Origin of the sequence: Micromonospora sp. WMMD712 (genome assembly GCF_029581295.1) — a bacterium.
GTDB classification, from domain to species: domain Bacteria; phylum Actinomycetota; class Actinomycetes; order Mycobacteriales; family Micromonosporaceae; genus Micromonospora; species Micromonospora carbonacea.
Genome location: NZ_CP120743.1, coordinates 1 through 11,519 on the forward strand (window position 1 = coordinate 1; position 11,519 = coordinate 11,519).

The 11,519-nt window shown below is 75.2% G+C and carries 7 protein-coding genes and 1 pseudogene; 3 read left to right on the forward strand and 5 right to left on the reverse strand.

Features of this window, described 5'->3' with window-relative positions:
• From O7633_RS00005 to O7633_RS00015, 3 genes and pseudogenes are all read right to left on the reverse strand, one after another.
• Positions 1-200 (reverse strand): annotated as a pseudogene (locus tag O7633_RS00005) (hypothetical protein); the annotation flags it as partial.
• Between the two features lie 30 nt (positions 201-230).
• Positions 231-2,888: an AAA family ATPase gene (locus O7633_RS00010; protein ID WP_282325224.1), complete on the reverse strand. Its 2,658-nt coding sequence runs from the start codon at positions 2,886-2,888 to the stop codon at positions 231-233.
• A 30-nt stretch (positions 2,889-2,918) separates the two neighbouring features.
• Positions 2,919-3,458: a winged helix-turn-helix domain-containing protein gene (locus tag O7633_RS00015; protein WP_282325225.1), complete on the reverse strand. Its 540-nt coding sequence runs from the start codon at positions 3,456-3,458 to the stop codon at positions 2,919-2,921.
• 324 nt (positions 3,459-3,782) lie between these two features.
• On the opposite strand from O7633_RS00015, the gene O7633_RS00020 reads away from it, so the two are divergent.
• Positions 3,783-8,135 carry a carboxypeptidase regulatory-like domain-containing protein gene (locus O7633_RS00020; RefSeq protein ID WP_282325226.1) on the forward strand — a complete coding sequence of 1,451 codons (4,353 nt, stop codon included), beginning with the start codon at positions 3,783-3,785 and terminating at the stop codon, positions 8,133-8,135.
• A gap of 129 nt (positions 8,136-8,264) precedes the next feature.
• On the opposite strand, the gene O7633_RS00025 is transcribed toward O7633_RS00020, so the two are convergent.
• Positions 8,265-8,762: a winged helix-turn-helix domain-containing protein gene (locus O7633_RS00025; RefSeq protein WP_282325227.1), complete on the reverse strand. Its 498-nt coding sequence runs from the start codon at positions 8,760-8,762 to the stop codon at positions 8,265-8,267.
• 57 nt (positions 8,763-8,819) lie between these two features.
• Here O7633_RS00025 and O7633_RS00030 point away from each other — a divergent pair, with 57 nt between their 5' ends.
• Positions 8,820-9,353: an SRPBCC family protein gene (locus tag O7633_RS00030; protein ID WP_256095827.1), complete on the forward strand. Its 534-nt coding sequence runs from the start codon at positions 8,820-8,822 to the stop codon at positions 9,351-9,353.
• A gap of 68 nt (positions 9,354-9,421) precedes the next feature.
• On the opposite strand, the gene O7633_RS00035 is transcribed toward O7633_RS00030, so the two are convergent.
• Positions 9,422-10,612, reverse strand: a complete 1,191-nt coding sequence (locus O7633_RS00035) for a pectate lyase (RefSeq protein ID WP_282325228.1) — start codon at positions 10,610-10,612, stop codon at positions 9,422-9,424.
• 237 nt (positions 10,613-10,849) lie between these two features.
• Between O7633_RS00035 and O7633_RS00040 the strand changes: the two genes are divergently transcribed.
• Positions 10,850-11,479, forward strand: a complete 630-nt coding sequence (locus tag O7633_RS00040) for a hypothetical protein (protein WP_282325229.1) — start codon at positions 10,850-10,852, stop codon at positions 11,477-11,479.
• Positions 11,480-11,519: the final 40 nt, after the last annotated feature.

Consider the following 11,519-nt stretch of genomic DNA (forward strand, 5'->3'; position numbering starts at 1 on the left):
GCGCCCGGCCCCCAGAGCAGGTCGACCAGCTCGGGCGTGCCGACCGGGTGGCCCGCGCGGGCGAGCAGGAGCGCCAGCAGGCAGCGTTGCTGCGGCGGCCCGGCGTCGACCTCGGCGTCGCCGCGCCGGACCCGTAGCGGGCCGAGGATCCGCAGCCGCGGAGCCGGGCGGCGCGGATCGACAGTGTGCGAAACAGGCATGCGCCTCACGTTAGGTAGTCCTGCGAGTGCTCAGCGTACGTCGGATGACGTAATGACGCGCGCCAGCTCCGCCCGCGACTTGACGTGGATCTTCGGGTAGATCCGGTACAGGTGGGTGCTGACCGTCCGGGGGGACAGGAACAGGTGCGCGCCGATCTCCCGGTTGCTCAGCCCCTCCGCGGCCAGCCGGGCGATCTGCTGCTCCTGCGGGGTGAGGGCGGTCAGCGCGTCCGTCGGCCGCCGCCGTGTCTCGCCCGTGGCCCGCAGCTCCGCCCGGGCCCGGTCGGCCCACGGCGTGACGCCGAGCGCGTCGAAGGTGGCCACGGCGGCCCGCAGCGGCGGCCGGCTCTCCGTGACCCGGTGCGCCCGCCGCAGCGCCGTGCCGTGCGCGAGCTGGAGGCGGGCCCGGTCGAACGGCCAGCCGGTCAGGTCCCCGGCCAGCGCGGCCTCGTGGTCCCCGTCGAGCACCGCGCGGGCGTAGCCGAGGCCGACCCGCAGCGCGGGCGACCCGCTGGCCGCGGCGACCGGCTCCAGGTCGCGGACCACCGGGCGCAGCTCGTCCTGGAAGCCGCCGAGCAGGGCCGCCTCGGCCAGGTGCCCGAGCACGAGCAGCTGGTGGGCCGGGAAGTAGGCGCTGTCCGCCGGGTCGAAGATCCGCATGAGCTGCCGGAACGCGTCGTCGGGGTAGCCCTCGGCGAGCGCGGCGACGCCCCGGATGCGCTGCACGAGGGCCAGCATCGGCAGCCGCCGGCCGGCGGCGAGCGCCTGCTCGGCGGCCTCGGCCCGGCGATGGGCGGCGGCGACGTCGCCCCGCAGCGCCTCGACCAGGCCCATGGTGAGGCCGCCGCCCAGCGCCCACATCGGCAGCCCGGTCTCCTCCGCCAGGCTGATGCACTCGGCGGCCAGCGGCACCGCGGCCCGGGTGTCGCCCAGCGCCGCGTACGCCGCCGCGGCCGCGTTGAGCGCCTGGGAGAGGACGCCGATCCGGCCCTGCGCGCGGACCTCGGCCGCGGCGGACAGCGCGAACGTCCCGGCGAGGTCGAACGCGCCGATGGCCCAGGCCGCGATCGACAGGTCGCTGCGCAGGGCCGGTGGCAGGTCCATCCGGTGCGCCAGGCGCTCCAGCCGGCGCAGCGCGGCGACGCCGTGCTCGACCGGTGCGACCAGCAGCAGGATGGCGGGCACGCGCGGGTCGTCGTCGATCGACCCGAGCGCGAGCGTGACCTCGGTGAACCGGTCGCGGACGGGCGTCGGCACGTTGGAGTAGTAGACGCGCAGCGCCAGGTCGTTCATCGCCTGGAGGGCGCGTTCGGGGTCGCCGTCGCGGCGCATCGTGTCGATCAGGTCGGCGTAGGTCAACAGCCGCTCCGGCCCGGACCAGGCGATCGGGAGGTACGTCTCGCGCAACCAGGTCAGCCGGGCGTGGTCGGCCGGCCGCAGGACGCTCTCGTCGATCTCGCCGAGCAGCCGCCGCACGGTGTGCTGGTCGCCCTGCTCGTGCGCCACGAGACAGCTCGACACCTGCCGGTGGCCGCGCGCGGCCGGGTCCCGGCTGAGCTGGACGGCCCGGGTGAGCGCGGCCAGCGCGAGCGGCGCCTGACGCGGCGCGGCGGCGGCCGCCACGTCGGTCAGCTCCCGGGCCAGCGCCTCGTCCGGGCCCGGCGCGGCCGAGGCCCGGTGCCAGAGCTGGCGCTGCGGGCTGGCGGCCAGCACCTCGGCCAGCGCCGCGTGCACGCGCCGACGGTCCGCGGGCGCGGCCTGCTGGCGCAGCGCCGAGCGCAGCAACGGGTGTCGGAACCGCAGCTCGTACTGCTCGTCGACGGCGACCAGGCGGGCGGTCACCGCCGGCTGGATCGCCTCGGTGGGCACCTCGACGCCGCCGAGGAGCGTGGCCGCCGCCAGGATCTCGTCCAGGCCGGACCCGTCGTTCAGCGCCGCGACCAGCAGCAGGGTCCGGGTCCGCGGCGGCAGGTCGGCGACCAGCCCGCCGAAGGTCCGCTCCACCCGCGCGCTCAGCGGCAGCGCCGACGGCGACAGCGCGCCGTCGCCGAGCCGGGCCACCGACCCGCCCAGCTCCACGATGCCCAGCGGGTTCCCGGCGGCCTCGGCCAGCACCCTGCCCCGCAGCCGGGGGGCCAACCGGGGCGCGGCCCTGTCCAACAGCGTCTCGGCGTCGGCCCTGGTCAGCGGCTCCAGCCGCAGTTCGGGCAGCCCCGCCCTGGTGAGCCGCCGGTCGACGTCCTCGCCGTCGCGTACCGCCATGACCACGGCGACCCGGTCCGACCCGAGCCGCCGGCTGAGGAACGTCAGGGTCTCCCAGGTCGCGGCGTCCAGCCAGTGCGCGTCCTCGACCGCGAGCAGCGTGGGCTGCTCCGGCTCGCCGAGCAGGTGCAGCACCTCGACGGCCCGGCGGTACGGCGTGTCCGCCAACGTCGGGGCGGGGCGCAGCGGGCGGAGCAGGTGGTCGAGCCCGGCGTACGGGATCTGCCCCTCGGCCTGCACGCCGGTCACCTCCAGCACGCGCACCCCGCGCCCGTGCCCGGCCCGGACCACGTGCTCCAGCAGGGCCGACTTGCCGATCCCGGCCTCGCCGCGCAACACCAGCGCGCCGCCCCGCCCCCCGATCGCGCGGGTGAGCAGATCCCCGAGCAGGCGGATCTGGTCGTCCCGCCCGACGAGCCCGGTCATGCCCCCATCCTGCACCGTCACGCCGCGGCCTCACCCGCCGTCGATGCGGGGCCGCCGGTGGTCGGTCAGCCGGAACCCGACCCCCCGTACCGCGACGACGGTGACGCCCGTGCCGAGCTGGTCGAGCTTGCGGCGCAGCCGCTTCACCAGGGACTGCACGCCGGCCGTGCGCTGGCGCCCCTCGTCGTGCCAGACCGTGCGGTGCAGCTCCGCGTAGCTCCAGACCCGCACCGGCTCGCTGGTCAGGCGGGCCAGCAGGTCGCGTTCGAGCCGGGTGAGGAAGACCTCGCGCCCGCCGTAGCGGGCCGTCGACCGGGCCGAGTCGATCCACAGCGTGTCGTCCGGGTCGGGAGTCGTGGCGGCCGGCGGCCCCGGCGGGACGGCGATCAGCCGGCGCAACTCGTCGAGGTCGGCGACCAGCAGCAGGGGCGCGATGCCGTCGAGGCGCTCGGCGAGCCGGATCCGTTCGGCCGGCGACGGGGTCACCGCGATCACCAGCGGGACCGTCGGCCCCGCCTCGTCGAGGGGGCCCGCCGGCGGGCCGCCGTCGCCGCCGTTCACCGCGCCCACGCGGACGGGGCCGCCCGCCGCTGCCCGAGTCTGTCAGCGCCGTGACAGCGACGGGCGGGCGGCGTGGCCGGTCGGGCTGCTCGTAGCGACGAGTTGCTCACGTCGCGTGCTTGATCCTTCATCTTTGTCGATCATAGTTTGCCCACAGGCGGCCGGCGTGACCCGCACGACGCCTGAGGGGCCCGGGGGTTCGTCGCCGTGCGTCCAGACGGGAGGCTCGGTCGTTGTACCCCTGCCACGGCCCGACCAACCGCGGGTCGTTCGTGCAGGAGGCGGCACCGAATGCTGAGACGTCCACACCCCAGGGGCCTGGCCAGGCGCCTGGTGAGCGCCGGTGCGGCGCTCGCCCTCGCGGCGACGGCCCTGGCCACGACCGCCCCCGGGGCGCAGGCCGCGCCGGGCGGCACGCCCGCGGACAAGATCCGGCCCGAGCTGGTCCAACGGCTCCAGACCAAGACCGAGAGCGACTTCTGGATCCACTTCGGTGCCCGGGCGGACCTGAGCAAGGCCGCCGCGACCGCCGACTGGACCAAGCGGGGCGCCGCCGTGGCGGACGCCCTGCGGCGTACCGCCGCCGACAGCCAGGCCAAGGTCCGCGCCGAGCTCGACGGCTCGGGCGCGAAGTACCAGAGCTTCTGGGCGACCAACGCCATCAAGGTCAGCAGCGGCTCCCTGACGATGGCGCAGAGCCTCGCCGCGCACGCCGAGGTCGACGGCGTCTACGCGCCGGTCGCCTACGAGCTCCCCGAGGTCACGAAGGGGACCGACGAGAAGACGGCCAACGCCCTGGAGTGGGGCATCGCCAACATCAACGCCGACGACGTCTGGTCGCGCTACGGCGTCACCGGCGCCGGCATCACGGTGGCGAGCATCGACTCCGGCGTGCAGTTCGACCACCCGGCACTGGTGCGGGCGTACCGGGGCAACAACGGCGACGGCACCTTCGACCACAACTACAACTGGTTCGACGCGGCCGGCGACTGCGCCGCCGGCCCCTGCGACGGCGACGGCCACGGCACCCACACGATGGGCACGATGGCCGGCGCCGACGGCGCCAACCAGATCGGTGTCGCGCCCGGCGTCCGGTGGATCGCGGCCAACGGCTGCTGCCCGACCGACGCGGCGCTGATCGCCTCCGGCCAGTGGATGCTCGAACCCACCGACCTCGACGGCGAGAACCCCGACGCGAGCAAGCGACCCCACGTCATCAACAACTCGTGGGGCACCCGGCTGCCCTCCAACGACCCGTTCATGGAGGACGTGACGCTGGCCTGGGCCGCGTCGGGCATCTTCGGCGCCTGGTCCAACGGCAACAGCGGCCCGGCCTGCCAGACCAGCGGCTCGCCGGGCAGCCGGTCCAGCAACTACTCCACCGGCGCGTACGACGTCAACAACACCATCGCCAGCTTCTCCGCCCGGGGCGCCGGCCAGGGCGGGGCCGTCAAACCCGACATCTCCGCGCCCGGCGTCAACGTCCGCTCCAGCATCCCCGGCGGCGGCTACGGCAGCCTGAGCGGCACCTCGATGGCCTCCCCGCACCTCGCGGGCGCGGTCGCGCTGCTGTGGTCGGCGGCGCCCGCGCTGGTCGGCGACGTCGCGGCCACCCGCGCCCTGCTGGACGACTCGGCGATCGACACCGCCGACGCCCAGTGCGGCGGCACCGCCGACGACAACAACGTCTACGGCGAGGGCCGCCTCGACGCCCTCGCGCTGCTCGACGCCGCCCCGATCGGGGACACCGGCACCCTCGCCGGCACGGTCACCGACGCCGCCACCGGCGACCCGGTCCCCGGCGCCACGGTCGCCCTCACCGGCCCGGCGTCCCGGCAGCTCACCACCGGCGCCGACGGCAGGTACTCGTCCCTGCTGCCCGCCGGCGACTACCAGGTCGCCGTGACCGCGTTCGGCTACGCCGCCCGGACCCTGCCCGCCACGGTCCGCGCCGCCGCGACAACGACGCTCGACGTCGCGCTGACGGCGGTGCCGTCGGTCACCGTCAGCGGCTCGGTCACCGACGGCTCCGGCCACGGCTGGCCGGTGTACGCCAAGGTCAGCGTCGAGGGCCTCCCGGTGTCCGACTACACCACCCCCGGCAACGGCCGCTACAGCCTCACCCTGCCCGCCTCGGCCACGTACAAGCTGAAGGTGGAGCCGCAGTACCCGGGCTACCAGACGGTGACCCGCGAGGTCGTGGTCGGCGCCGGCAACAAGACCCAGAACGTCGCCGTCACCGTGGACCCGGCCGCCTGCACCACCGCGCCCGGCTACGGGTACGGCTCCGACGGGGTGTACGAGACCTTCGACGGCGACCGCGCCCCGGCCGGCTGGTCGGTCGTGGACAACGCCGGCACCGGCCAGGGGTGGCAGTTCACCGACGCGGGTGGCCGGGGCAACCTCACCGGCGGCACCGGCGGCTTCGCGATCGTCGACAGCGACGACTACGGCAGCGGCGGCAAGCAGGACACCTCGCTGGTCAGCCCGGTCGTCGACCTCACCGACGTCGCCGCGCCGGTGATCCGGTTCAACCAGGACCTCAACTGGGTCAGCTCCGAGCGGGCCGACGTCGACCTCAGCGTGGACGGCGGCGCGACCTGGGCCAACGTGCTGCGGCAGGCGGCGGACGTGCGCGGGCCGCGGGTCACCGAGATCGCGATCCCGCAGGCGGCGGGCGAGTCCCGGGTCCAGGTGCGGTTCCACTACTACGACGCCACCTGGGAGTGGTGGTGGCAGGTCGACAACGTGCTGATCGGCAGCGAGGTCACCTGCGCGCCGACCGACGGTGGCCTGGTGCTCGGCCACGTCCGCGACGCCAACGACAACGGCTACGTCAACGGCGCGACCGTCACCAGCGACGACCGGCCGGCGGAGACGGCCACCACCGTGGCCACCCCCGACGACACCGAGCTGCCCGACGGCTTCTACTGGTTGTTCTCCTCGCTGACCGGCGCGCACCGGTTCACCGCCAAGGCCGGTGGCTATCTCAGCCAGGGCAAGCAGGTCACCGTGGAGGCCGACTGGGCCACCACCGCGACCTTCAAGCTCGCGGCGGGCCGGCTGTCCGTGCAGCCGGCGGAGGTCAGCGGCACGGTGCGGATGCCCACCGGCACCGTCGCCAAGACCTTCACCGTGACCAACACCGGCGGGGCACCCGTCGACGTCCGCTTCGGCGAGCGCGACGGCGGGTTCGAGCTGCTGCGGGCCGACGGCTCCCGGGTGACCCAGCGGCAGATCCTGGCCGCCGAGGGGGCCCCGGAGCAGCGGATCACGGCCGCCACGTCGCTGGCCGCGCGGGCGTCCGGCAACGCCGCCGCGGTGGCCCCGGCCCCGACCGGCCCGCAGGCCGCGCCCTGGACGGACGTCACCGACTTCCCGGCCAACATCATGGACAACCGGGTGGTCAGCCTGGACGGCAAGGTGTATTCGATCGCCGGCGGCAACGGCACGGCGTCGTCGGCGAAGAACTACGCCTACGACCCCATCGCCCAGACGTGGGCCCCGATCGCCGACCTGCCGGGCGCGCGCAACGCCGTCACGGCCGGCGTCGTCGAGGGGAAGATCGTCGTGACCGGCGGTTGGGGCGCGTCCGGCCCCGACGCCGCCACCTGGTCGTACGACCCGGCGGCCGACGCCTGGACGAAGAAGGCGAACAACCCGCTGCCCCGGGCGGCCGCCGGCCAGGCCGTCGCCGCCGGCAAGCTCTACGCGGTGGGCGGCTGCACGACGGCGAACTGCACGCCGATGTCCAACGACGTAGTCCGGTACGACCCGGCCAGCGACACCTGGGAGACGCTGCCCGACTACCCGAAGTCGGTGGCGTTCCTGTCCTGCGGCGGCATCGGCGGCGTCGTCTACTGCACCGGCGGCAACGACGGCACCGTGCCGCAGAAGGCCGGCTACGCCTTCGACCCGGGCACCAACGCCTGGACCGCGATCGCCGACGCGCCGGCCGACAACTGGGCCAGCTCGTTCGCCGTCGCCAACGGCAAGCTGCTGGTCGTCGGCGGCTCGCAGGGCGGGGCGATCACCAACGCCGGCTTCGCCTACGACCCGGCGGGCAACTCGTGGTCGGCCCTGCCGAACGCCAACACCGCCCGGTACCGGGGCGGCGCGGCGTGCGGCTTCTACAAGGTCGGCGGCTCCTCGGGCGGCTTCACGGCGACGCCGGACAGCGAGGCGCTGCCCGGCTTCGGCGAGTGCGCCGAGGCCGCCGCGGACGTCAGCTGGCTGACGATCGACAAGACGGCCGCCACGCTGGCGCCGGGCGAGAAGGTCACGGTCACCGTCGGGATCTCGGCCACCGTCGACCAGCCGGGCACGTACACGGCGTCGGTGGTGATCACCGAGGACACCCCGTACACGGTCGCGCCGGTGTCGGTCACGATGACCGCCCAGCCGCCGAAGACCTGGGGCAAGCTGCTGGGCACGGTGACCGGGACGAGCTGCCAGGGCGTCGGCGCGCCGCTGCCCGGGGCGGTGGTGCAGGTCGACTCGTGGGCGATGTCGTGGACGTTCGCCACCGACGACCAGGGCCGGTACGCGTACTGGCTGGACAAGCGGAACAACCCGCTCACGTTGATCGTCGCGAAGGACGGCTGGAAGCCGCAGACCCGCCAGACGAAGATCAACACCAGTACGCCCACGGTGGAGAACTTCGCGTTGACGCCGATCCGCTGCTGACCCGCGGCGGCTGACGGGACGACCCCGGCCCGCCCGGTCAACCGACCGGGCGGGCCGGCGGCGCCTGCGGGCGGGCCGGCCGGGGGTCGGCGCGAGCACGGCGTGTTCGGGGGCGACGGCGGGCGGGGCTCAGGGCAGCGCCAGCCGGAAGCCGACCCCCCGGACCGCGTCGATGGTCGCCGGCACGCCCAGCCGGGCCAGCTTGCGCCGCACCCGGCGCACCACCGAGTGCAGGTCGGAGCCGCGGCCGAGGCGCTCGGTGCCCCAGACCTCGCGGTGCAGCCGCCGGTGGGTCCAGGTGTGCCCGGGCGTGCCCACCAGGCAGCGCAGCAGGTCGTGCTCCAGCGGGGTCAGCCCGATCTCGCGGTTGCGCCAGCGCAGCACCCGCCGGTCGGAGTCGATGCTCAGCGCGGTCGCGGCCGGCGCGACGGCGGTGACCGCGACCCGGTGGGTCGCCGCGTCGGCGGGCGCGTCGGCGGGCCCGCCGGCCACGCCGAGGAACCGTCGCGCCTGGTCCACGCTGGAGACGATCAGGACGGCCTCGGACCCGCCGAACAGCTCGGCGAGACGGCGGCGGTGCGACGCCGAGGAGGCGATGCCGATGGCCAGGGAGGGTCTCCCGCTCATCTCCGCCCTCCCCGTCCAGCCGCTCGCGGAACGGCGTTGACATAATAATGTGCGTCGATGTCCTGGGCAATGTCCCTTCCCGACGGTGCCGCCGCCTCGGCGTGGCAGGATGTCGACGTGCCCGACGCCCGCAGACCTCCGGTCGCGTTCGAGACGACCTGCGTCGTCGCGGCGTCACCGGACGAGGTCTACCAGCACCTGTCCGACCCGTTCAGCTACGTCGGGCTGTCGCCGCTGATCGTGGCGGTCCGCGACGTGCGCACCGGCCACGACGCGCGGGGCCGGGCGGTCGCCCGCTACCTCGCCGTCGAGCGGTTCCGGCTGGTCGGGCCGGTGCGGTGGGACAACCCGATCCGGGTACGGATGGTGGCGACCCGGCCGGGCGCGCAACTGGTCAGCGACGTGCGTAGCCCCGGCTGGGTGTCGTTGCGCGCGGTGGTGGACCTGGCCGCCGAGGCGGGCGGCACCCGGGTGAGGGAAGGGGTGACCGCCGACGCGCCGGCGCCGCTGCGGCGGTTCGTGGCGGCGAAGGCGCGCGAGGTCGCCGCGTTCCGGGCGGCCGAGCTGACCCGCCGCATGGCGGCCCGGTAGGCCACGCGCGGGCCCGGCGTCGGCGTCGCGGACCCGCGACGCTGCGGGCCCGCGACGCCGGCGGGGGACTACCGGTAGGTCAGGTCGGACGAGGAGTAGAGGCAGTTGGTGCCGTCGGCCCCGGTGCCGACCTGGGTGGGTTCGCTGCCGGTGTTGTTGCCGTTGTACTTGCGGCAGATCACCATCGCCCGGCTGGGGTCGTTGACGATCGTGATGCCCGAGAACCGGGCGGTGTCGCCGTAGTTGACGTTGATCCCGGCCACCGTGTTGCCGGGGCGGGTCAGCGTGCTGTTACGGATGACGACGCTGCGCTTGTACTGGGTGGAGCAGTTGCCGCAGGAGCGGTAGAACGTCCCGAAGTTGGTCGCCTGGAAGTTCTGGACGGTCAGCGTGCCCGCCCCGTTGTGCTGGAAGACCTTGTCGCTGGCGCTGCGCGCGCCGCCGCCGTCGACCAGGAAGGTGGGCGACCCGCTGCCGCGGAACGTGGCGGCGTCCTCGCCCACGTCCTCCCACCACACGTTGCGCAGCGTGCAGGACCCGGCGCAGTGCACGCCGTCGCCGGCGGGCCCGCCGATGATGACGTTCTGCAGGGTGGCCCCGGCGGCGAGCTGGAACATCGGGTCCTGGCTCTCCTCCTGGCTGCCGTCGCCGATGCAGCAGTAGCGGCGCATGCCGCCGTCGAACACGCCGGAGACCGCGATCGTGCCGTTGACGCCGACCTGCCCGGTCGGCGTCGGCCAGGATCCGGTCGGCGGCGGCGTGGTGGGCGGCGGCGTGGTCGGTGGCGGGGTGGTGGGCGGTGGGGTGGTCGGGTTGCCCGGCGTGGTCGGGCTGGTCCCGCCGGTGCAGGTGACGCCGTTGACCGCGAAGCTGGTCGGCGTCGGGTTGCTGCTGTTGTTCCACGTGCCGTTGAAGCCGAAGGCGGCCGACGCGTTGGTGGCGAGGTTGCCGTTGAAGCTCGCGTTGGTGGCGGTGACCGCGCTGCCGCTCTGCGTGACGGTGGCGTTCCACGCCTGGGTGATCGTCTGGCCGGCGCCGAACGACCAGGTGAGCTGCCACGAGGTGATGGGGTCGCCGACGTTGGTGAGGGTGACGGTGGTGGAGAAGCCGCCCGGCCACTGCGAGCCGACCACGTAGCTGACGCGGCAGCCGGCGGCGGCCTGTGCGACGCCCGCGGTGGCCACGACCCCCGCGGCGGCCAGCGTGGCCGCCGCCGCGGTGACGACGGCAAGGGACTTTCGGCGCTGTCTGTGCAGCATGGTGCTCCCTGGCTGTACGTGGGGCCCGCGAGGACGCCGGCAGCCGGTGCCCGCCGGATGCCGGAGCGGACCCTGGTCCGTGCCCGGACGCCCGTCCGTCGGACGGGCCGCGCCGCCCACGGGGCAAGCGCTTTCGCCAAGCAGAGCGCAGATCGATGATCGACACAATCCCGGTCCCGCTATCGGATAGGGAAACACCCGATTGGCGCGCGGGCGCGGGGCCCTAGCGTCAGGCGCATGTCCCGTCGCACGTACCCCTCGGCCCGCCGGCGCCCGGCCCGGGCCCGTCGCCTGGCCCCCGTTCTGCTGCTCGCCCTGCTTGCCCCCGCCGCCTGCGGCCGGCTGGCCGGCCCGCTCTCCGCCGACCCGGGCGACGCCGCCGACCGGCCCGCCCCGGTGGCGACGCAGCCCGGCGGGTCGGCCGCACCGACCGCCGCCCGGACCGGCGGGGCGGCCGACCCGACCGACGGGCAGCCACCCGGGCCGGGAGACGACGCGCTGGGCCTGCCCGACCCCTGCGCCCTGGTCCGCAAGGCCGAGGCCGAGCAGCTCGCCGGCCGGGGACTGGACGACGGCAGGCCGGTCGGGGACACCTGCACCTACACCGCGCCGGTCGACGGGCCGACCGCGCAGGTCGAGGTCTTCGTCGGTGCGGGCGCGAAGACGTACCTCGACACCGAACGGGCGCTCGGGCACGAGACGCGGGCACTGTCCGGCGTGGGCGACGAGGCGTACGCGACCGACGACTCGGTCTTCGTCAACGCCTCCGGCAGGTGGGTGGCCGTCCGGCTGGTGCGGCTCAACGCCCCCGAGGAGAACCGCGAGCCGTTGGAGGCCCTCGCCCGCGCCGTCGCCGGCCGGCTCTGAGGCCCGGCCGCCGCCCCGTCCCGCCGGCGGCGCGCCGCCC

Coding starts and splice junctions, on each gene's coding strand:
- O7633_RS00010 (WP_282325224.1), bottom strand. CDS start 2,888: ATGACCGGGCTCGTCGGGCGGGACGACCAGATCCGCCTGCTCGGGGAT.
- O7633_RS00025 (WP_282325227.1), bottom strand. CDS start 8,762: ATGAGCGGGAGACCCTCCCTGGCCATCGGCATCGCCTCCTCGGCGTCG.
- O7633_RS00030 (WP_256095827.1), top strand. CDS start 8,820: ATGTCCTGGGCAATGTCCCTTCCCGACGGTGCCGCCGCCTCGGCGTGG.
- O7633_RS00035 (WP_282325228.1), bottom strand. CDS start 10,612: ATGCTGCACAGACAGCGCCGAAAGTCCCTTGCCGTCGTCACCGCGGCG.
- O7633_RS00040 (WP_282325229.1), top strand. CDS start 10,850: ATGTCCCGTCGCACGTACCCCTCGGCCCGCCGGCGCCCGGCCCGGGCC.